A 20654-nucleotide genomic window follows, 5' to 3' on the forward strand; every position below is an offset into this window, starting at 1 on the left:
GGGCAACAAAAAAACCAAAGCTACCCAAGTTCGGTAACTTTATTACTTCGCAGTCGCAGAAAATCAAGCTTTTTCTATCTACCGCAAGCGACCAATTGTATATGTTGGATTGATATTTTCCCTTTTGATGTAATCGGTTAGGGACTCGTGATGGGGGTGGTGCGACGTTTTGGTCTCGGCCGCAGCCAGTCCGCCTGAAATGAACAGAGAATCAATCCCCTCTCCCATGCCGCCCAGAATGTCGGTGTGGGGGCCATCGCCGATCACCATAATATCGCCATCGGGGATGTCATGGCCCAACTCTTGCAGTCGACGGCGGGCCAGATCGTAGATCGGCGGATGCGGCTTGCCGAAATAGAGGCTCTCGCCGCCCATCTCGGTGTACAGCTTCGCCAGTGCCCCGGCGCACCATTCGCGAACCTCACCCCGGTCGACAACGATGTCAGGGTTGGCACAGAGCAGCTTCATCCCCTTTTGCTTGGCATAGAGGAAATCCGCGCGGTTGACGTCAGGGTCCGCCATAGGATCGAACGGGCCGCAGCAAACGATCCCCTCTGCCTGATCCAGCGGCACACGCTCAATGTGAATCGGGTGGTCCAATAGTTTCAGCGGCTCAAAGAACCCGGCATCGCGTTGCCATTCGCCCATGAAATAGACCTTTTCGCCAACCGCCCCTCGGAACATGGCCGAGCGTGCGGAATCCCCGCTGGTGGCGATGGTGTCATAGGCATCTTCGGGCACACCGAACTGCGCCAGCTGATCCGCAACGCCCGCGCGCGGTTTCGGAGAGTTTGTCACCAACACGACAATTCCGCCTTTGGCGCGATAGGCTTGCAGGGCGGCGACAGCCTCGGGGTAGGCGGTGATGCCATTGTGAACGCAGCCCCAAAGATCGACAAACAGCGCTTTGTAGCGATCAGAGACTTCGGACAATGCGTGGATGATCTGCGTCATGATGGGCCCCTGTTGGCACGGCTGGAAACGTGCCTAAGCCTATGGCAGAGCCTGAGCCGTTTGGCCAGTAGGGGGCGTTGCCCCCGCCGCCCGTTGCGGGCGACTCCCCCGGGATATTTTCAGACAGATGAAGCAAGGGATCCTTCATTCATCTGTCCTCAAATATCCCGGAGCGCGAGGCAGAGCCTCGCAAGAAAAAGGCGCCCCGCAGGGCGCCCTTGGATCGGATCAAACCTTGAGGTTCGGAATGATCTGCTTCTTGCGGCTCATGATGCCGGGCAGAACAACCGCGTCGCCGTCAACCGATGCGCCAAAGCTTTTTTCGGCGACCCCTTTGACCAGATCGTTGGGGACCAGCAGGGTGGCTTCTTCGTTCAGGATGTCGACAACAAACAGCAGAACCTGATCGACGCCGTCTTCTTTGGCAACATCGACCATCGATGTGGCAAGGCTGTCTTTGCGGTCCAGTACGACGCCCGGCGCGGTGGTTTCCAGAACCGAGACGCGGAACTTGGTTCCGTCGACCTCATATTCCTTGCTGTCCATGCGGATCAGTTCAGCGTCCGAGAAAGACGACACATCCGATTTCGCCGCAAACATGTCAGCCGCATAAGCCGAGACGTCCAGACCCAGCTCAGCCGCCAGTTTTTCGGCCACTGCGCGGTCATGCGCGGTGGTGGTGGGCGAGCGGAATTCCAGCGTGTCCGACAGGATGCAGGTCAGCGCTGCGCCTTTGATGGCGTCGGGCATTTTGGCGGCGTCGTCGCCCATCAGGTCAACCATGATGGTCGCGGTGCAGGCCAGCGGGCGCACGGTGATGTCGATGGGGCCTTTGGTTTCCAGACCGCCGACCAGCTTGTGATGGTCGATGATCGCGCGGATGTCGGCGCTGTTGACGCTGGCGGGCAATTCGGCGGGGTTGTTGGTGTCGACGATCACGACCGGGGCATCCGCGTCCACGTCCTCGATGATGCGCGGCTTGGGCAGGTCCCAGCGTTGCAGCATAAAGGCGGCTTCGGTGTTGGGTTCGCCCAGCAGAACGGGCTCGGCCTGTTCGTTTTTCACTTCGTTCAGATACCAGGACCACAAGATCGGTGAGCCAGTGGAGTCGGTGTCGGGGGATTTGTGGCCAAATACAAGGGTTGTCATGTCAGCGTCCTGCGGATGATAAATTTGCGCGCCTTATAGGGCGGACTGCCGGGGTTGTCACCCGGCAGAGTTTACGCTGCGACGGTTGGTCTGGATTCTGCCAGCTTTGGCTCAGAAAGGTGCGCGGGTCAGAGAATATCCGGCCTGTTGCAGCTGGTTCAGTAACCCATGCGTGCCACTCAGATGTCCGGCCCCAACGGCGATTACGGCGGTTTGGTCCTGAATGCCCAGGATCCGAGGCATCCAGTTGTTGTTGCGGGCGATCAGCAGATGATCCTCGAACGCGCTCCATTCTTCCCGGAACTCTGCTTCGGTCAGGTCCGCATATTCGCGAGCAATAAGGCGGGACACTTCGACGGCCTTCAGGTGTTGCTCATCGAAATAGGCCTCGGCCAAGGTGGCCAGTTGGTCGTCGCTGTTTTTGAAGGTGCCGACCATGCGGGACAGCGATTGCACCTGTTTTTCCAAAGGGTGGAGATTGAACAACCCGATGATATCATCGACGCTTTCCAGCGAATGCTGGGGAATGCCGTGTTCCAGGGCCAGATCGGCGAGGCGAGAATCCATGCCGTGATCCGCGTTTTCCTCGCCTGCCAAACAGGCGGGCATCGCCAGCATCATCCCCAAAAACCATGGGCGCATTTTGGCCGCCATCCAACCGGGCACGCCCCGTTCAGCCAATGAGACGGACAGCGCCTGCCAGTCCTCGGGCGTCATCAGGTCGATGAGTGTCGGCCCGGAGGTGATCATGACCGGGCTGAAATCCTCGGCCAGATTCCGTTGCCAGGCATCCATCTCGTCCTGAACGATCTCGAAGTAAAACGCATCTGCCTGGCTCAGGGTTGGTGTCAGGCGTTCGATAATGGCGGTCATGCGTGCATCATTCAGGTGCAGGGTTCCAATAAGATGCAGGACCGTTTTGTCCTTTTGGGCGATCCAGTGGTTGCCTTGGGGGAAAGGCGTATTGGTCAGGGTGTTTTCCAGCTCGGCCTGGGCTTCGGGGGGTAAATCCTGGGTCAGGTCGCGCCCTTCGCATGCAGCAAACAGGGTGGATGGAAGCAACAGACTGAGTGCGAGCAACATGAGGCGCATTTGGAATTTACCTTTGAAATCAGCATTGCGGCAACTCTGCCTCGCACGTGTTCGAGGCGCAAGTTCGATCTGATTGCGGGGCTTATCGGCTGGCAATCTGTGGCAAATCGCCTAGCATGCGGCCATGGACCGCGAGCAGGACCTTTACCCTCCAATCAAGGCGCTGTTGCAGCGTCAGGGCTACCTTGTCAAAGGCGAGGTCGGGGCCGCTGACATTGTTGCCGTGCGCGATGACGACGACGTTGTCATTGTTGAGTTGAAGCTTAGGTTCTCCTTGGCTCTGTTCCATCAGGCGATCACGCGTCTGAAAGTGACCGATCAGGTCTATATCGGTGTCTGCAAGCCCACAGGCCGCACCGCGCGGCGCGCCTTGAAGGACAATTTGGCCCTTTGCCGTCGTTTGGGGCTGGGCCTGATCACAGTTCGGGCCGATGGCGCGGTCGAGGTGCAATGCGATCCCGGCCCCTATGCGCCGCGCAAGAACAAGGCCAAAGCGGCGCGCCTGTTGCGTGAGTTTGACCGGCTAGAGGGCGACCCGAATGCAGGCGGGGCCACGCGGCACGGCATCGTCACCGCGTATCGTCAGGATGCGCTGAAGTGCGCCGCACATCTGGCCGAGTTTGGCGCTACCAAAGGGGCCGAAGTGGCCAAGGCAACCGCCGTACCCACCGCGACGCGCCTTATGCGTGAAAACCACTATGGCTGGTTTGAGAAGGTTGAAAAGGGTGTCTACGGCCTGACCGACGCGGGGCAGGAAGGGTTGAAACACTGGGCCTATAGTTGGGAACAGCCGGACTGACGGCTCAGATCAAAAAATCTTTCACAGCTTGTTGACTCGGGGATTTTGACCCCCTAGCTATGCGTCGTTATCACTCGGCAAGCATGAGTGCTAACGCCTCGCCAGTCGGCGAGGGGAGGATAAACAAACTTTGAGCCCAAGGAGCTGCAAAGATGGCATTGAAACCGCTTCATGACCGCGTGCTGGTTCGCCGTACCGAAAGCGAAGAGAAAACCGCAGGCGGCCTGATCATTCCTGACAGCGCTAAAGAAAAGCCCAGCGAAGGCGAAGTCGTTGCAACCGGCGAAGGCGCACGCAAGGACAGCGGCGAGCTGATCGCAATGGCTGTTAAAGCCGGTGACAAGATCCTGTTCGGCAAATGGTCGGGCACCGAGGTCAACGTCGGTGGCGAAGAGCTGCTGATGATGAAAGAAAGCGACATCATGGGGATCATCGAGTAAGCCGCGCGCTTCACTCTGATCTTCATCTCAATACATTTTCTCAAGGAGAAACGATATGGCTGCTAAGGACGTCAAGTTCGACACCGATGCCCGTAACCGTATGCTGTCCGGTGTGAACATCCTGGCCGACGCGGTAAAAGTGACCCTGGGCCCCAAAGGCCGCAACGTGGTTCTGGACAAATCCTTTGGCGCGCCGCGCATCACCAAAGACGGTGTTTCGGTTGCCAAGGAAATCGAACTGGAAGACAAGTTCGAAAACATGGGCGCGCAGATGGTGAAAGAAGTCGCCAGCCGCACCAATGACGAAGCCGGCGACGGCACCACCACCGCAACCGTTCTGGCACAAGCCATCGTTCGCGAAGGTCTCAAGCAGGTTGCAGCTGGCCTGAACCCGATGGACCTGAAGCGCGGCATCGACCTGGCCACCGCCAAGGTTGTTGAAGGCATCAAAGATGCATCGCGCGAAGTCAAAGACTCGGCCGAAGTTGCTCAGGTTGGCACCATCTCGGCCAACGGCGAAGCCGAAATCGGCAGCCAGATCGCAGACGCGATGCAGAAAGTTGGCAACGAAGGCGTTATCACCGTCGAAGAAAACAAAGGTCTGGAAACCGAGACCGACGTTGTCGAAGGTATGCAGTTCGACCGTGGCTACCTGTCGCCTTACTTCGTCACCAACGCAGACAAGATGATCGCAGAGCTCGACGACTGCATGATCCTGCTGCACGAAAAGAAACTGTCCTCGCTGCAGCCGATGGTTCCGCTGCTGGAGCAGGTGATCCAGTCGCAAAAGCCGCTGCTGATCATCGCGGAAGACGTTGAAGGCGAAGCGCTGGCAACTCTGGTTGTCAACAAACTGCGCGGCGGCCTGAAAATTGCTGCTGTCAAAGCACCGGGTTTCGGCGATCGCCGCAAAGCCATGCTGCAGGACATCGCAATCCTGACCGGCGGTCAGGTCATCAGCGAAGATCTGGGCATGAAGCTCGAGTCCGTCACCATGGACATGCTGGGCACCGCCAAGAAAATCGAAATCACCAAAGACGAAACCACCATCGTTGACGGTGCAGGCGAGAAAGCCGAGATCGAAGCACGTGTTGCTCAGATCCGCACTCAGATCGAAGAAACCTCGTCGGATTACGACCGTGAAAAGCTGCAAGAACGCGTTGCCAAACTGGCAGGCGGTGTTGCTGTTATCCGCGTCGGCGGCATGACCGAAGTGGAAGTGAAAGAGCGTAAAGACCGTGTGGACGATGCTCTGAACGCAACTCGCGCTGCTGTTCAGGAAGGCGTTGTTGTGGGCGGTGGTGTTGCACTGGTTCAGGCCGGTAAAGCGCTGGAAAACCTGGAAGGCGCAAACGCTGACCAGAGCGCGGGCATCAACATCGTTCGTAAGGCAATCGAAGCGCCGCTGCGCCAGATCGCCGAGAACGCAGGTGTCGACGGTGCGGTTGTTGCGGGCAAAGTCCGTGAATCGTCCGACGCAGCATTCGGCTTCAACGCACAGACCGAAGAATATGGCGACATGTTCTCGTTCGGTGTGATTGACCCTGCCAAAGTTGTCCGGACCGCTCTGGAAGATGCGGCATCGGTTGCTGGCCTGCTGGTCACCACCGAAGCGATGGTTGCAGACCGTCCGGCCAAAGAAGGCGCGGCACCTGCCGGCGGCATGCCCGACATGGGCGGCATGGGCGGCATGATGTAAGCACGGCGAATTTCCGTCAGGAAATTTTGCCGATCCCGACAGGCGCTTGGTCCATGGGGCCAAGTTGCCGAATGGGAAGCCGCAGAGCTTATGAACGGGGTCGCCTTCGGGCGGCCCCATTTCGTTTCGCAGCGCGCCAGAATGTGAGTGTGCAAACGCGGCAGAACCCGGTATGCGGTTGATATGAAACTGTTCCTGCTGACCGCTTTGACCATGGTTGCCTTTGCCGCCAATTCGATCCTGAATCGTCTGGCTATCGACAGCGGGGCAAGCGACCCTGCGGGGTTCGCCGTCATGCGGGTTCTGGCCGGTGCCGTTGTTCTTGCTGCTTTGGTCTGGCTTCGCGGCGGGGGGATGCCACTTGGCAGTCCGCGCCGGATTGCAGGGGCGGGGTCACTGTCGCTCTATATGATCGGGTTTTCGGTCGCGTATCTGACGCTGGATGCGGGTCTTGGTGCGCTGATCCTGTTTGGCGTTGTGCAGATCACGATGTTTACGGTGACGTCGGCGACCGGAGCCACGCCAACCTTGCGACAGGTCGCGGGGGCCGCAATCGCGCTGGGCGGGCTGGCCTTTGTGCTTTGGCCGTCGGGGGCGGTGCAGGTCGATTTGACCGGAGCCCTTCTGATGATCGCGGCGGGTATTGGGTGGGCGATCTACTCGCTGGTTGGACGCTCTGAACCGGACGCCCTGGCGGGAACGGCGGCGAATTTTGTCGTGGCCTTGCCAGTGACCGGTCTGGCGCTGTTGCTGATCGGTGGGGCGTGGCACATGACCGCTGCGGGCTATCTGCTGGCGGCTCTGTCTGGCGGCGTGACTTCGGGACTGGGATATGCGCTATGGTACCGCGTTCTGCCGCAGCTTGCGGCCACGACAGCGGCGGTCGTGCAACTGAGCGTTCCGATCATAGCAATTCTGGGTGGTGTTCTGCTGTTGGGGGAAACCGCCAGCTTGCGCCTTGTTCTTGGGGCGGTACTGGTTCTGGGCGGCATCGGGCTGGCGGTGCTGCGCCTGAAAGCGCGCTAGGGGTTTCATCGACTGCGCATAGCGCTTATCTGGCGGCTATGAGATACGTGCTCGCCCTGTTCCTGTTTCTTGTTCCAGCCGTGGCCCAGGCTAAATGCGTGGTGCTGCTGCATGGGCTTGCCCGGACCGAGGCGTCGTTTACCGTCATGGACCAACTGTTTCAGGCGCATGGTTACACCGTGGTTCGGCCGGGCTATCCCTCGACCGATCTGCCCATTCCAGAGCTTGCAGAGCAGACCCTGCCGGATGCGTTTGCAGGTTGCGGTGATGACACGGTGAATGTGGTGGCCCATTCCATGGGTGGTATCCTGTTGCGTTACTGGTTGCAGGACAACCATCCTGAAAACCTCGGTCGTGTCGTTATGCTTGGCCCGCCCAACCAAGGCAGCCAACTGGTGGACGAACTGGGCGCATATGAAGTGTTCGGTATGCTCCACGGCCCGGCAGGGCTTGCGCTGGGCACCGGGCCCGAAGGCATTCCCAGCATGCTGCCACCGGTGGATTTCGAGCTGGGCGTGATCGCGGGCGAGCATTCGCTGAACCCTGTGTTTTCCTCGATGATCGAGGGTAAGGATGACGGAAAAGTCTCGATCGAGACCACCAAGGTCGAAGGGATGGCGGATCACATTGTCTTGCCGGTGACGCATACATTCATGATGAACAACCCCCGCGTCATGGCGCAGGCACTGCATTTCATCGAGTTTGGTCAGTTTGACCCGCAGATCACATGGCTGGACGGGGTGTTGGATGTAATCGACGAAATCTGTATCGGGCAGGATTGCTCGGAGCCCGCATCGGAGCCTTCTGAATGACCGCATTGAACCTGACCCTGACCGGCGCAGAGGTGCTGCTGCCGGACGAGGGCCTTGCGCGCGCTGAGCTTTCTATCGCCGAAGGTGTCATTCAGGTTGATCGCGCGGGACGCGAGATCGACCTCTCGGGTTACCTCGTGCTCCCTGGCATCATCGATCTGCATGGCGACGGGTTCGAACGTCATATTGCGCCACGCCGTGGGGCGATGAAGCAGATGGACGAAGGTATCCTCGCGGTCGAGGCTGAGCTGGCCGCCAATGGTATCACCACCGCCGTTCTGGCCCAGTTCCACAGCTGGGAGGGCGGCGTGCGCGGCCCGGAATTCGCAGGGCAGGTGTTTGATGCCATCGCCTCGGTCAAGGGGCGAGTGGTCACGGATCTGATGCCCCAGCTGCGGTTTGAAACCCATATGTTGGACGATTATGACGGGCTGCCCGACCGCATCACCAAATGGCAGGTGCCTTATGTGGTGTTCAACGATCATCTGCCGCATGACCGTCTGTCTGAAGGGCGCAAGCCCCCTCGTCTGACCGGTCAGGCGCTAAAGGCCGGGCGCAACCCAGAGGCGCATTTTGAGATGCTGCTGTCGATGCATGCGCGCGGGTCAGATGTTCCCGCTGCGCTGGATCGCCTTTGCGCAACACTGGCAAGCCAAGGCGTGCGGATGGGCAGTCACGATGACGCCACCGCAAAAACCCGCGCGGACTGGCGCGCGCGGGGCGCGCGGATCGCCGAATTCCCCGAAACGCTTGAGGCGGCCGAGGCTGCGCGGTCCGCAGGTGACCATATCATACTGGGTTCGCCCAATGTGGTGCGGGGCGGCTCACATAAGGGCAATGTCAGCGCGCTTGATCTGATCTCGATGGGCTATTGCGATGCGCTGGCCTCAGACTATCACTATCCCAGCCCGCGCCGAGCGGCGTTAATGCTGGCCAAATCCGGTCTGGTCGACATGGCCGGGGCTTGGGCGCTGGTTTCATCAGGCCCGGCACGGGTCCTTGGTCTGGATGACCGGGGGACTCTGACCGCCGGAAAACGCGCCGACCTGACCATACTGGACGCCAATACACACCGCGTCGCCGCGACGCTGGCAAATGGCCGCATCAGCTACATGGCCGGAGATATAGCGACGCGGTTCATCCGCTGATCCGCGCTTCATCTGGCTAAAAATATCCCCGCCGGAGGCATCGCGCGTCAGCGCGAGTCCCTAGCGGATCACGCGGTTGAAATGGCCCATCTTGCGGCCTGCCTTGACTTCGGCCTTGCCATAGAGATGCAGCGCCACGTCCCGTTCCTGAGCTAGGTCCGGCACGCGGTCCATATCGGCGCCGATCAGGTTTTCCATCACCACATCCGTGTGGCGCTGCCCATCGCCCAAAGGCCACCCGGCCACGGCGCGGATATGCTGTTCGAACTGATCCACGGCGCAGCCATTCTGCGTCCAATGGCCCGAGTTATGCACGCGCGGCGCAATCTCGTTCACGATCAGACCGGCGGGCGTGACAAACAGCTCAACCCCCATGACACCCACATAGTCCAGCGCGTTGAGGATATTGGCCGCAAGCAGCACCGCATCCGTGCGTTGCGCGGGGCGCAGGCGGGCAGGGACAGTCGTGGTGTGCAGGATACCGTCGCGGTGCACGTTCTCGCCGGGATCGAAACAGGCGACCTGTCCGTCCAGCCCGCGCGCGGCGATGATCGACACCTCGTGGCTGAATTCAACAAACCCCTCAAGGATTGCAGGGGCCCCGGCCATATCGACCAAGGCGGTCTCGGCATCCTCGGGTGCGCGCAGTCGGGCCTGACCTTTGCCATCATAACCAAATCGACGGGTTTTCAGGATCGCAGGGGTTCCGATCTGATCAATCGCGGCTTTCAGGCTGTCCAGATCGGTGATGTCCGCAAAAGGCGCGGTTTGCAGACCAAGCCCTTGCAGAAAATTCTTCTCGGTCAGCCGATCCTGACTGACCCGCAGCGCCTCACGCCCCGGACGGATCGGGCGATGCGCCTCAAGCAAGTCCAGCGCTTCAGTCGGTATGTTTTCAAACTCATAGGTGATGACATCGACGGACTCGGCAAAAGCTTTCAGCGCGTCGGCATCGTCATAGGCCGCTGTGGTCACACGGTCGGCGACCTGCCCGGCAGGCGGGTTGGCGCCGGGTTCATAGATATGCGTCACAAACCCCAGACGGGCCGCCGCAACGGACAGCATTCGGCCCAGTTGTCCACCGCCAAGGATGCCAATCGTGGCACCGGGTGCAAGCATGTCGGTCATTCTTCAGGTCTCCAGCCGTTTGCCGATTGCCGTCAGCGCGTCGCGCAGCGCCTCATGGGCCTTGTCTGTTTGCAGGGCCTGCGTCATCTGCAGGCTCAGGGTACCATCCGTTGCCAGCGCATCGCGCTCTGACGCCAGCCGTCCGGCCTGACCCTTGTCCATGGTCGCAAGAAAGCCTGCGATCAATTGGGTTGTATAGAATTCCGCGCCGTCGGCATCACCGGTCTGTTCGGCCAGCCAGCCCGCGCCGGTGGCCAGCAGGTCCAGAATACCGGGAACCATCGCGCAGATCGCGAAGTGAGCATTCAGAGAGGCTTCGCTGGCCACTTTCACTACCGGGTTCTCGGGCGATAGCAGATCGACCAACAGCTGATCGTTTCCGTATGCCGCCATGGGGCAGCCGCCCTGTTCCAAAAAGCCCAGCGGGATCGTTTGCACAAAATCCCCGGCAGGCGCGCAAAGTGATCTGAGCTCTGCTTCGGACACTGCAGCCATGACCGATATGATCCGGTGGTCCGGGCGAAAGGTCAGGGGCTCAAGCACATCGGGCGCGATATGGGGGCGCAGGCACAGGAACACGATATCGGATTGATCGATCACCGATTGCGGATCACCGACCGTCGCATTGATGTCCGACTTCAGCGCGGCTGAGACCGAGGCGTTGCGTTCGGTCACATGGATCTCGTGCCCTTTGCCTGCCAGCAGGCGCGCAATCGGCGCGGCGATATGGCCCGTGCCAATGAACCCGATGCGGCTCATCCCTGCGGCTCTTCCGGGATCGAGGCTGACAGGGCCTCGCGCCACGCATCCAGTCGCTGGGCCAGAGCGTCATCTTGCAAAGCCAGAATGCCTGCGGCCATCAGACCCGCATTGGCCCCGCCAGCGGCGCCAATCGCCATGGTTGCGACCGGAAAGCCCTTGGGCATCTGCACGATGGAATAGAGCGAGTCGACCCCCGACAAGGCACGCGTCTGCACCGGCACACCGATCACCGGCACGCGGGTTTTCGAGGCCATCATACCCGGCAAATGCGCGGCCCCACCGGCCCCGGCGATGATCACGTCCAGACCGCGCGCAACGGCAGTCTTTCCATACTCCCACAAACGATCAGGGGTGCGGTGGGCCGACACGATGCGTTTTTCATACGCGATGCCCAGCTCGTCCAGAATATCTGCGGCCTCTTTCATGGTGGGCCAGTCTGACTGGCTGCCCATGATGATCCCCACTTTCACATCGCTCATCCGCTTGAATCCCTGCCTTCTGAGAGAGCGCGCACTATAGCCAAATCCGACTTCGTGGCAATGCGTCAGGCGATGATGTCAGGGGTCAGGCGATCTTCGATCAGGCGAATGATGTCCTTGAGCCGCAGTTTCTGCTTTTTCAACCGCTTGATGGTCAACTGGTCGGCCGTCCCGGTGGATTGCAGCGCCTCGATCGCTTCGTCCAGATCGCGGTGCTGGCGGCGAAAAACCTCCAGTTCGACCCGCAAGACGTCGTCTGTTTTCATCGAAATATCGGTGGGCGCGTTCATGAGCGACTCAGTGCCTTTTGTGGTGCTTGACACACAAGATAGTGTGTCAGGCTTTATCCGGCCAGACCTTGTGGACATCCCGGCATATTCCCATATTCTATTCTACGCGGTTGCCAGAACGGGGCCGCACCCACACGTCGCTTTGGCAAAAAAGGACGAAATACGTGTCAAAACTTACTCTGGGCTCATACCCGCATCTTTTGGGGTTCGAGCAGCTGGAACGCCTTCTGGAACGGTCTGCAAAGGCCGGTAACGAAGGGTATCCGCCCTATAACATCGAACAGACCTCGGATTTTTCGTACCGCATCACTCTGGCGGTGGCTGGCTTCGCCGAGCAGGATCTGTCGATCACCATCGAGGATCGCCAACTGGTGATCCGGGGCCGTCAACGCGACGACAGCGAGGGGCGTATCTTTCTGCACCGTGGCATCGCGGCGCGTCAGTTCCAGCGCATGTTCGTGCTGGCCGACGGGGTCGAGGTGGGCGAGGCGATCATGGAAAACGGTCTGCTGCATGTGGATCTGACCCGCGCCGTGCCTGAAACCGTGGTGCAAACGATCAACATAAGAAAGGGGTAAGAGCAATGAATACACCGATTGAACTGAACACCGAAGGCGACCGTATCGTCTATGTGAAAGCTGTCGATGTCGCTGATCTGCCTTTGGAAGTGCGTGAGCAGGCGGGCGATCTGGATCAGCTTTATGCGGTCCACGATTCCGATGGTCAGCAACTGGCGCTGGTCGCCGATCGCAAGCTGGCCTTCAACCTCGCGCGCGAGCATGACTTTTCCCCGGTGGCCGTGCACTGATCTGCACGATTTCCCCGTGACATCTGCCGCCCCGCAGGCGAGATATGCGGACCTGTGACGGTTCGCATATCAGATAGGGGCAAGACTAATGAGTTGGTTCGACTTTGACTGGGTGGACGCCTTCAGCGACCGCGCCTTCGGCGGCAACGGCTGCGCTGTCGTCCATGGCGGGGCCGGTCTGCCCGACGATGTCTGCATGGCGTATGTGCGCGAGACCTCTCTGGTCGAATGCACCTTTACCGGCCCGTCCGAAGTAGCGGACATTCGGGTGCGGTATTTCCTGGCCAGCCGCGAGATTCCCTTTGCCGGACATCCGACTATTGCCACAGTTGCCGCCATGCGGTCGCGTGGGGTGTTTGAGGGTGACGCGCTGACGCTTGAAACAGGCGCGGGGATCGTCTCGGTCCGCCTGGTTGGGGATGAGATTGAGATGACACAGGTCGCGCCGCAATTCGGCGAGGTTGTCCCGGTTGATCTGGTTGCCGCTGCTGTGCAACTGCCCGAGGACGCCATCATCGCGCCCCCGCAATTTGTGTCGACCGGTTTGCCCTTTTGCATCACGGTTCTGCGCGATCACGACGCCCTGCGTGCGGCAAAACTGGATACCGGCGTCTTGCCCAAGATCACCGCAAAGGCCGGGTTTTCCGGCTCTGACATGGCTGAGCCCTTTCTGGTCACACTCAACGGCGCGACAGATCAGGGCGATACGTTCTCGCGCCTGCTAATGGCGCCGCCGAGCCCGCCCGAAGACCCGTTTACAGGGTCAGCCACCGGCGCGATGGCGGCTTATCTGTGGAAACACGGGTTGATGGCCAAAGACAGCTTTGTGGCTGAGCAAGGCCACGATATAGGGCGTCCGGGACAGGCGACCGTGACGCGGGTTGGTCCGCCTGAGGCGATGACCGGGATCAAGGTCGCCGGTCGCGGGTATGTTCTGATGCGCGGTCAGGTCGATTTACCGAGCGCTGCATCATGACCCAGCCCGCGATTGCCATCCTGCCTTACGGGCATCGATTGGGGCCAAAACTGGCCTCGGTTCCTTTGTCCGATCTGATCTGGCCCGAAGGGTGCCCGGATCGCCTGACCGGCAAAACCGTGGGCGATCTGGAATCCACCGATCACCTGATCATGTATCCCAATTCCACCGTGCATCTGCGCCTGCGCCGCGGCACCCGTGCGCGGATTTCGCTGATGATGGGGGAGCCCTCGGCCATCCACGCCAAACACGACCGTATGTTGCGCTGGACCTGGCGGCGGTTTTTTCGGGTGCTGACCTTTCACGACGTCCTGTTGCAGACGTTACCCAACGCCGTGTTCCTGCCCTATGGCGTCACTATGGTGCCCGACTGGCGCGACGTTGATGTGCAGAAAAGCAAATCCTGCTCGCTGATCGCCTCGGCCAAGCGCGATCTCGAAGGGCACCAACTGCGACATTCGGTGATCGATTGGGTGCGAGAGACCGGCGCGGATGTCGACATCATGGGGCGTGGCTATACGCCGTTTGAACACAAGTCCGACGGGCTGGCGCCATACCGTTACTCTGTCGTGATCGAGAATGTGCGCGAGCGGAATTATTTCTCGGAAAAGCTGACGGATGCGATTCTGTGTTCGACTGTTCCGATCTATTGGGGCTGCCCGAATATCGGTGATTTCTTTGACACCTCCGGCATGATTATTTGCGAGTCCGAGCAGGATATTCAACGCGCGCTTCAATCTGTGTCCGTTCAGGATTTCGACAAGCGCTTGCCGGCATTGCAGGCGATCCAGTCCAAAGCAGATGACTATGGTGATTTCCACGCCCGAGCGGTGCGAACCTTGCGTGCGCAGCTGTCCGGCGGATCGACCTAGTCGGAGGGCGCAGCAGGGGCCAGCCAGCCGACGCGCCGGATCGGTTGGTCGGCAGGATCAAGCCCGTGTCGCTCGCACAGCCTGTGCAGGTAAGAACCGGGGACAGGCAAGCCATTGGTTTTCTGCGCCATAAACCTCTTCTGATGCCCATAAATGTGGACAGAATTGACGGCGCTATGCTCAATTTCTGCGGTCTGTATGCGCGGATCATGCAATTTCCACAGGTCATGCTTGGATAGCGGATAGAACGTATCGGTCGGCATGGCGTGGTGATCCTCGCCGGTTTTGCGCAGAAAATGCTCAAAGGCTTTGGGGCCGGAACTGCCCCAGGGCAGGGCCTCAATCCCCCAGGTTTCACTGTTTCTGACACGCTGCCGGTTGCGGCGGTGCAAGGGGCCTCCGCGCCAGGGCTGTGTTGGATTGGGTGATGTGAGAAACTCCAACATCTGGGCGAGGGTTTCAGAGTTCGGGGGCAAACGCAGGACGCCGGTGGGAAAGGTGCCGGTATGTGCGGTCGCGAACACAAAGGGGGCGGTGAAATCGAACGCCCGGACGCAATAAGCATCCTGATCCACCCAGATGAAGTCGGTTTTCTGCGACAGGTGCAGGCGGAAGAGGTCGGAAAACACCGCGACCCTTAGTCGGTCGCCTGCAGGCATTTCGAATGGGGCGGGCCAGAGGATGTCTTGGGCCGGGCGTTGTTCAGCCCCCTTGGGGACGCCTTTGACCTTATCGCCGGTATAAAGGATGAACCTGTGGCCCCGGTCCAGATAGGATTGGATGCACAGCGCCTCAAGCCAGCTGAGGTCTGATCCGAACCAGAAACTGGCGATGGTGGGCAGGGTGGTGGTCATGAGGTCCGTGCGCTTGCGTCGGGCCACTGCAGCAATTGCGCTGCGGCTTGTCAATCACGGCCAATAAAAAACGGCCCCCGGAAACCGGAGGCCGCTCGCAGTTCTCAGCAGTTCTTAGGACCCGGCGATCAGGCCCATGCTTTCCAGCTTGAGCAGCACCTGATGGGCGCAGTTGTCGACATCGACATTCTCGGTCTCGACGCTCAGCTCAGGGTTCTGCGGCACGTCATAGGGGTCTGAGATGCCCGTGAATTCCTTGATCTTGCCTTCACGCGCCAGCTTGTACAGGCCCTTGCGGTCGCGGCGTTCGCATTCCTCGATGCTGGTGGCGACGTGAACCTCGCAGAAGGCACCGAACTGTTCGATCTCTTCGCGCACGGCGCGGCGGGTGGTCGCGTAAGGCGCGATCGGCGCACAGATGGCGATACCGCCGTTCTTGGTGATCTCGCTGGCCACGTAACCGATGCGGCGGATGTTCAGGTCGCGGTGCTCTTTGGAGAAGCCCAGCTCAGATGACAGGTTCTTACGAACAATGTCGCCATCCAACAGCGTGACCGGACGACCGCCCATCTCCATCAGCTTGACCATAAGCGCGTTGGCGATGGTGGATTTGCCCGAACCCGAAAAACCGGTGAAGAACACGGTAAAGCCCTGCTGGCTGCGCGGCGGTTTGGTCTTGCGCAGCTCGGCCACAACCTCGGGGAAGCTGAACCATTCAGGGATTTCCAGACCCTCAGACAGACGACGGCGCAGTTCGGTGCCCGAGATGTTCAGGATCGTGACGTTGTCCTTATCTTCGATCTCGTCATTCGGCTCGTACTGGGCGCGTTCCTGCACATAGACCATGTGTTTGAAATCGACCATTTCGATGCCGATCTCGTCCTGGAATTTGCGGAACAGGTCCTGCGCGTCGTAGGGCCCGTAGAAATCTTCACCGGCCGAGTTCTTGCCCGGGCCTGCGTGGTCACGACCCACGATGAAATGGGTGCAGCCATGGTTGGCGCGGATCAGGCCATGCCAAACCGCCTCGCGCGGGCCAGCCATACGCATTGCAAGGTTCAGCAGTGACATCGAGGTGGTCGAGGCCGGGTATTTGTCCAGCACCGCCTCATAGCAGCGCACGCGGGTGAAATGGTCGACGTCGCCCGGTTTTGTCATGCCGACAACCGGGTGGATCAGCAGGTTTGCCTGCGCCTCTTTCGCGGCGCGGAAGGTCAGTTCCTGGTGCGCACGGTGCAGCGGGTTGCGGGTTTGGAACGCAACGATGCGGCGCCAGCCCAGCTTGCGGAAGAAGGCGCGCAACTCGTTCGGGGTGTCGCGGCGGGCGCGGAAATCATAGTGCACAGGTTGCTGGATACCGACCACGGGACCGCCCAGATAAACTTTGCCTGCAGTGTTGTGCAGGTAGTTGACCGCCGGGTGCGCATCGTCGTCGGCGCCAAAGACCTTTTCGGCCTCGCGCGCTTTGTCCGGGGTCCAACGGTCGGTCACGGTCATGGTGCCAAGGATGACGCCCTCCTGATCGCGCAGGGCGATGTCCTGACCCAGTTCGATGCTGGCGGCAAAGTCTTCGCTGACGTCCAGCGTGATCGGCATCGGCCACAGGGTGCCGTCGGCCAGACGCATGTTGTCGACGACGTTGTCATAGTCTGCCTCGGTCAGGAACCCTTTGAGCGGGTTGAAGCCGCCATTCATCAGCAGTTCCAGATCGCAAATCTGACGCGGGCTCAGGTCCCAGCTGGTCAGATCGGCAGCTTCTACTTTCAGTTTCTGCGCCGACTCGTATGAGACATATAGTTCTGGGATCGGAGCCAGATTGCTTAGCATCGTCATTAGAATACTCTTATCGAAGTTCGGTATAACCGGTGGATCAGGGATGTTTGTGGGCCATGTGCCCCGACTGTGGGGCGAAGTCCATATAGGTGCACGAAATAAAGGACGATATGCGCGGTTTTCATCCGGAATAGAAGGATTTTTCGGTTAAAATGGCATTATGCGACAAAATTTCCGCAATCGGATCGTCATCGCCGAGATTTAGTACATTCGTTCCTACTCGGCTGGGGTCCGCTCAAGGTCCGAGGCACGCGCTACCGGCAGGGCGGGAATCGGGCGAGTTACCCCGCGCAGATCGAACGATTTGATTTTGTCTGTATCGCCATCAAACCCCGCGGCCTGCAGCAAGTCTGAGGATACCAAAAGCTCAACCCCAAGTGCTTTGGTCTCACCCTCCAGCCTGCTGGCTACGTTGACTGCATCTCCGATGATCGTGCGGGCGGCGTTTCCGGCTGCGCCGATCTCACCCAGAACCAGATCACCCAGGTGCAGACCCATCCCAATGCGAATGCGCGGGCTGCCTTCGCCAGCTAACTGTTCGTTGAACCGGTCCAGCGCTTTGCTGACATTGGCGGCGGCTTCTAGCCCCGCGCGGGCCGAGCTTTCGGTATCGGGCGTTTCAAACACGGCTAGCAGACCATCGCCCATATACTTGTCGACGACGCCCCCATCGGCAGTGATCGCAGGGACGATCGCATCAAAGAAGCGGTTCAGCAAAAAGACGATGTCATAGGGCAATTGACCGGTTGTGCGCGAGGTAAAGCCGCGCATATCCAGAAACAGAACGGCCAGCTTGCGCTCTTGCCCCTGGCTGGCATGGGCGCGCTTGCGTCCGCCATCGGGGCGAAAGATGCGAAAGGCGGTCAGGGCCTCGGTCGGACGGATTTGACAGGCCAGCCGCGCGCTGTTGGGCGCACCGACTGCGGCCAGGCTGCGGGCTTCGACTTCGCTGGGGTCGGGCAGGGCGTCTGCCCCGTCCTCAACAATCACGCGGCAGGTGGTGCACCGGCCTTTACCGCCACACAGGGCCGTATGCGGAACGCCATTGGCCTGCGAGATTTCAAGCAAGGTCATGCCTTTTTCGGCAACAACCTCGGGGCCTTCGACGTATTTCACGCGCACCGAATGCCGCCGTCGCCACAACTTGCGAATCCCGAACACTGTCATTGAGACGCCCAATGCGATCCAGAAAGCCGTCAGCGCGTTGTCCGTGACGCTGAACATGGATTCGAATTCTTCCGGGGTGGGCCAGTTATAGTGATCGATATATTGCTCGCGCAGGAATGGGTCGCCGAAATCGACCCAGATGCGCCGGCCCTCGGTCAAAAGCCCTGCCAGCGCGAAAGAAGGGACAAAGACCGCTACGCCGATCAGGTAGGGGACTGTCGCGGCCCACCACCGGGTCAGCCGCAACCACATATGCAGACCGATGCACCCGTGCAGCCACACGATCAGCAACAGCAGGCTTTGCATCCAGACCGCAGGTCCGGGCCACATCAGGGCGATGATATAGCCCATCTCGTCATTGACGTCATAGACCTCGTGCGCATAGCGCGTCTGAACGATGTGCGAGATCAATTGAAGCGGGATCAGCAGGCCTAGAACCACCTGAACTGCGGTGCTGAATGGCATGCGCATCGTGCGGCGCTGGCTGATCGAATAGAGCGCCAGCCCTGCGTGGACAAACAGGGCCAGATACAGGATCACGCTGCCCAGATCGTGCCGGGTTACCGCGTGGCGACCCTCTTGCATGTTGTGCAGATAGTCGGTGTGAAACAGCCCCAGCCCGATGTTAATGAAATGAAAGAAGGCAAAGGCGAACAGGATCAGACCGCTGCCGATCCTCAGCCGGGTTGCCCACCCGCCTTGCCATAAAACGCTTTTCAACCAGGTCACCTGCCGTCGCTTTGCCTAGGCCCGAGTCTGATACGCGCGCGCCGGTGGGTCAAGAATAAGACGGAACCCAAGGGGTCGGTGTGCCATCGGTGTGGATCAGAGATGGTGTGACGTTGAACAGCACCAAGTGGCTGAGTTCAGGCCGCGAGCGGGAACTGTAGAGCATGCCATCCGCCCCGGTCGCCCGCGCCGCATCTGAAAACTGCCATGTCGGGGAATACCCCTGCGCTGCATGACTGTCTTGCCAGACGATTGAGGCATCGCGCCGACCGCGCAGGTCGACCAGCCGTGCGCCGGTTACGATGGCCTTTTGCAGCACCCTTGGCGGGTCGCTATCCGTAACATAGCGCCGGATCGCAACCCCGGCCCCTTCGGCGCTGAGTGAGGCATAAAGCGCCGTCTGCCCTGCATAATGAAAACGCCCCTCTGGCGCCTTTGCAGGGGCCAGAGGGGCGTTGATTTGCGATTGATACAGAATTCTCCAGACCGGGCCGGAGAATTCCAGCACGGTGTTATTCCTGCTCCGCCAGGAACCGCTCGGCATCCAGCGCGGCCATACAGCCCATGCCGGCGCTGGTAACGGCCTGACGATAGATGTGGTCGGTCAGATCACCGGCGGCAAAGACACCGGGAATCGACGTCTCGGTCGAGCCCGGCTTGGTCACGACATAGCCGCCCATATGGGTGTCCAGCGTGTCCTTGACCAACTCGTTGGCGGGCGCATGGCCGATGGCAACAAAGACGCCTTTACACGGGATCTCGGTGACTTCTCCGGTTTTGACGTTTTTGACGCGCACACCCTCAACACCCAGTGGTGCGTCGGTTCCCACGACTTCTTCGAGTTGATGGAACCACAGCGGTTCGATCTTGTCGTTCTTCATCAGCCGGTCCTGCAGGATTTTCTCGGCCCGCAGTTCATCGCGACGGTGAATCAGGGTGACCTTGCTGGCAAAGTTGGTCAGAAACAGCGCCTCTTCCACGGCGGTGTTGCCGCCGCCGATCACGACGATTTCCTGCCCGCGATAGAAAAATCCGTCACAGGTGGCACAGGCAGACACACCAAAGCCCTTGAACTTCTCTTCAGACGGCAGACCCAGCCATTTGGCACGTGCGCCGGTGGCGAGAATAACCGCGTCGGCAGTGTAAATGGTGCCGCTGTCGCCCTTGGCGGTAAAGGGGCGTTTGCTGACATCCAGATCGCTGATGATGTCGCCGATGATTTCACACCCCATCGCCTTGGCATGGTCCTGCATGCGGACCATCAGATCGGGGCCCTGAACTTCGGTGTCACCGGGCCAGTTCTCAACCTCGGTTGTGGTGGTCAGCTGACCGCCGGGCTCAATGCCCTGAACCAGAATCGGTTCCAGCATCGCGCGGCTGGCATAGACGCCCGCAGTATAACCGGCCGGTCCCGACCCGATGATCAGAACCTTGGTGTGACGTGTTTCGGCCATGGTACCCCCAACTCGATTTGCCTGACGGGGGCGCGTGGCCCCTGGCGGTTGGATATAGCGACCCGTGTGCGGCGCTTAAAGCCCCTTCCTGTTTCACGTCCGCGTTGCGCGCTGCGAATGGCTCGCGTGGCGCAAACAATATTGCGCAACCGTGAAAGATTATTGCGCATCCTCTGGGTGCTG

General features: G+C 59.9%; 22 protein-coding genes. 10 read left to right on the top strand and 12 right to left on the bottom strand.

Annotated elements, in window-relative coordinates; translation table 11 throughout:
- Positions 1 to 78: 78 nt before the first annotated feature.
- The 3 genes from ACR0J5_RS01605 to ACR0J5_RS01615 all read right to left on the bottom strand — a co-directional run bounded on the left by ACR0J5_RS01605 (position 79) and on the right by ACR0J5_RS01615 (position 3186).
- Positions 79 to 954 carry a TIGR01459 family HAD-type hydrolase gene (locus tag ACR0J5_RS01605; RefSeq protein WP_480650109.1) on the bottom strand — a complete coding sequence of 292 codons (876 nt, stop codon included), beginning with the start codon at positions 952 to 954 and terminating at the stop codon, positions 79 to 81.
- A 228-nt stretch (positions 955 to 1182) separates the two neighbouring features.
- Positions 1183 to 2103 (bottom strand): manganese-dependent inorganic pyrophosphatase, encoded by a 921-nt coding sequence (locus tag ACR0J5_RS01610; protein ID WP_480650110.1) that lies wholly within the window; start codon positions 2101 to 2103, stop codon positions 1183 to 1185.
- A 111-nt stretch (positions 2104 to 2214) separates the two neighbouring features.
- A complete protein-coding gene (locus ACR0J5_RS01615) occupies positions 2215 to 3186 on the bottom strand; it encodes a TraB/GumN family protein (protein WP_480650111.1) in 972 nt (323 codons plus the stop codon).
- 133 nt (positions 3187 to 3319) lie between these two features.
- On the opposite strand from ACR0J5_RS01615, the gene ACR0J5_RS01620 reads away from it, so the two are divergent.
- The 6 genes from ACR0J5_RS01620 (at position 3320) to ACR0J5_RS01645 (ending at position 9119) form a co-directional block, all read left to right on the top strand.
- Complete coding sequence (locus ACR0J5_RS01620; RefSeq protein WP_480650112.1) at positions 3320 to 3994, top strand: DUF2161 domain-containing phosphodiesterase; 675 nt, start codon at positions 3320 to 3322, stop codon at positions 3992 to 3994.
- A 152-nt stretch (positions 3995 to 4146) separates the two neighbouring features.
- The gene (locus tag ACR0J5_RS01625) at positions 4147 to 4434 is read left to right on the top strand and encodes a co-chaperone GroES (RefSeq protein WP_155144864.1); all 288 of its coding nucleotides are present in this window, start codon (positions 4147 to 4149) and stop codon (positions 4432 to 4434) included.
- Between the two features lie 55 nt (positions 4435 to 4489).
- Positions 4490 to 6133 carry a chaperonin GroEL gene (groL, locus tag ACR0J5_RS01630; RefSeq protein ID WP_480650113.1) on the top strand — a complete coding sequence of 548 codons (1644 nt, stop codon included), beginning with the start codon at positions 4490 to 4492 and terminating at the stop codon, positions 6131 to 6133.
- Positions 6134 to 6316: 183 nt separating this feature from the next.
- On the top strand, positions 6317 to 7159 hold the full coding sequence (locus ACR0J5_RS01635) for a DMT family transporter (RefSeq protein WP_480650114.1): 843 nt from the start codon (positions 6317 to 6319) through the stop codon (positions 7157 to 7159).
- Positions 7160 to 7197: 38 nt separating this feature from the next.
- The gene (locus ACR0J5_RS01640; protein WP_480650115.1) at positions 7198 to 7971 is read left to right on the top strand and encodes an alpha/beta fold hydrolase; all 774 of its coding nucleotides are present in this window, start codon (positions 7198 to 7200) and stop codon (positions 7969 to 7971) included.
- Positions 7968 to 9119 carry an alpha-D-ribose 1-methylphosphonate 5-triphosphate diphosphatase gene (locus ACR0J5_RS01645; protein WP_480650116.1) on the top strand — a complete coding sequence of 384 codons (1152 nt, stop codon included), beginning with the start codon at positions 7968 to 7970 and terminating at the stop codon, positions 9117 to 9119. The genes ACR0J5_RS01640 and ACR0J5_RS01645 overlap by 4 nt, the downstream gene beginning before the upstream one ends.
- Positions 9120 to 9179: 60 nt before the next feature.
- Here ACR0J5_RS01645 and ACR0J5_RS01650 read toward each other — a convergent pair whose 3' ends face one another.
- The 4 genes from ACR0J5_RS01650 to ACR0J5_RS01665 all read right to left on the bottom strand — a co-directional run bounded on the left by ACR0J5_RS01650 (position 9180) and on the right by ACR0J5_RS01665 (position 11778).
- Positions 9180 to 10247, bottom strand: a complete 1068-nt coding sequence (locus ACR0J5_RS01650; protein ID WP_480650117.1) for a 5-(carboxyamino)imidazole ribonucleotide synthase — start codon at positions 10245 to 10247, stop codon at positions 9180 to 9182.
- A 3-nt stretch (positions 10248 to 10250) separates the two neighbouring features.
- The gene (locus ACR0J5_RS01655; protein ID WP_480650118.1) at positions 10251 to 11006 is read right to left on the bottom strand and encodes an NAD(P)-binding domain-containing protein; all 756 of its coding nucleotides are present in this window, start codon (positions 11004 to 11006) and stop codon (positions 10251 to 10253) included.
- Positions 11003 to 11488: a 5-(carboxyamino)imidazole ribonucleotide mutase gene (gene purE / locus ACR0J5_RS01660; RefSeq protein ID WP_480650119.1), complete on the bottom strand. Its 486-nt coding sequence runs from the start codon at positions 11486 to 11488 to the stop codon at positions 11003 to 11005. The genes ACR0J5_RS01655 and purE overlap by 4 nt, the downstream gene beginning before the upstream one ends.
- Positions 11489 to 11553: 65 nt before the next feature.
- Positions 11554 to 11778, bottom strand: a complete 225-nt coding sequence (locus tag ACR0J5_RS01665; RefSeq protein WP_480650120.1) for a YdcH family protein — start codon at positions 11776 to 11778, stop codon at positions 11554 to 11556.
- Positions 11779 to 11942: 164 nt separating this feature from the next.
- Here ACR0J5_RS01665 and ACR0J5_RS01670 point away from each other — a divergent pair, with 164 nt between their 5' ends.
- The 4 genes from ACR0J5_RS01670 to ACR0J5_RS01685 all read left to right on the top strand — a co-directional run bounded on the left by ACR0J5_RS01670 (position 11943) and on the right by ACR0J5_RS01685 (position 14434).
- Positions 11943 to 12356, top strand: coding sequence for an Hsp20 family protein (locus tag ACR0J5_RS01670; protein WP_058280036.1), 414 nt, complete (start codon positions 11943 to 11945; stop codon positions 12354 to 12356).
- Between the two features lie 5 nt (positions 12357 to 12361).
- Complete coding sequence (locus tag ACR0J5_RS01675; protein ID WP_480650121.1) at positions 12362 to 12586, top strand: DUF1150 family protein; 225 nt, start codon at positions 12362 to 12364, stop codon at positions 12584 to 12586.
- An 88-nt stretch (positions 12587 to 12674) separates the two neighbouring features.
- Positions 12675 to 13562: a PhzF family phenazine biosynthesis protein gene (locus ACR0J5_RS01680; protein ID WP_480650122.1), complete on the top strand. Its 888-nt coding sequence runs from the start codon at positions 12675 to 12677 to the stop codon at positions 13560 to 13562.
- The gene (locus ACR0J5_RS01685; protein ID WP_480650123.1) at positions 13559 to 14434 is read left to right on the top strand and encodes a hypothetical protein; all 876 of its coding nucleotides are present in this window, start codon (positions 13559 to 13561) and stop codon (positions 14432 to 14434) included. The genes ACR0J5_RS01680 and ACR0J5_RS01685 overlap by 4 nt, the downstream gene beginning before the upstream one ends.
- Here ACR0J5_RS01685 and ACR0J5_RS01690 read toward each other — a convergent pair.
- From ACR0J5_RS01690 to trxB, 5 genes are all read right to left on the bottom strand, one after another.
- The gene (locus ACR0J5_RS01690; protein ID WP_480650124.1) at positions 14431 to 15288 is read right to left on the bottom strand and encodes a hypothetical protein; all 858 of its coding nucleotides are present in this window, start codon (positions 15286 to 15288) and stop codon (positions 14431 to 14433) included. The genes ACR0J5_RS01685 and ACR0J5_RS01690 overlap by 4 nt on opposite strands.
- A 114-nt stretch (positions 15289 to 15402) precedes the next feature.
- The gene (locus ACR0J5_RS01695; protein WP_480650125.1) at positions 15403 to 17121 is read right to left on the bottom strand and encodes a bifunctional sulfate adenylyltransferase/adenylylsulfate kinase; all 1719 of its coding nucleotides are present in this window, start codon (positions 17119 to 17121) and stop codon (positions 15403 to 15405) included.
- Positions 17122 to 17337: 216 nt separating this feature from the next.
- Positions 17338 to 19008, bottom strand: coding sequence for an adenylate/guanylate cyclase domain-containing protein (locus ACR0J5_RS01700; RefSeq protein ID WP_480651414.1), 1671 nt, complete (start codon positions 19006 to 19008; stop codon positions 17338 to 17340).
- 58 nt (positions 19009 to 19066) lie between these two features.
- Positions 19067 to 19525, bottom strand: a complete 459-nt coding sequence (locus ACR0J5_RS01705) for an RES family NAD+ phosphorylase (protein WP_480650126.1) — start codon at positions 19523 to 19525, stop codon at positions 19067 to 19069.
- A 4-nt stretch (positions 19526 to 19529) separates the two neighbouring features.
- Complete coding sequence (trxB, locus tag ACR0J5_RS01710; protein WP_480650127.1) at positions 19530 to 20471, bottom strand: thioredoxin-disulfide reductase; 942 nt, start codon at positions 20469 to 20471, stop codon at positions 19530 to 19532.
- Between the last annotated feature and the right edge of the window lie 183 nt (positions 20472 to 20654).

Source organism: Ruegeria sp. BE1 (assembly GCF_056538885.1).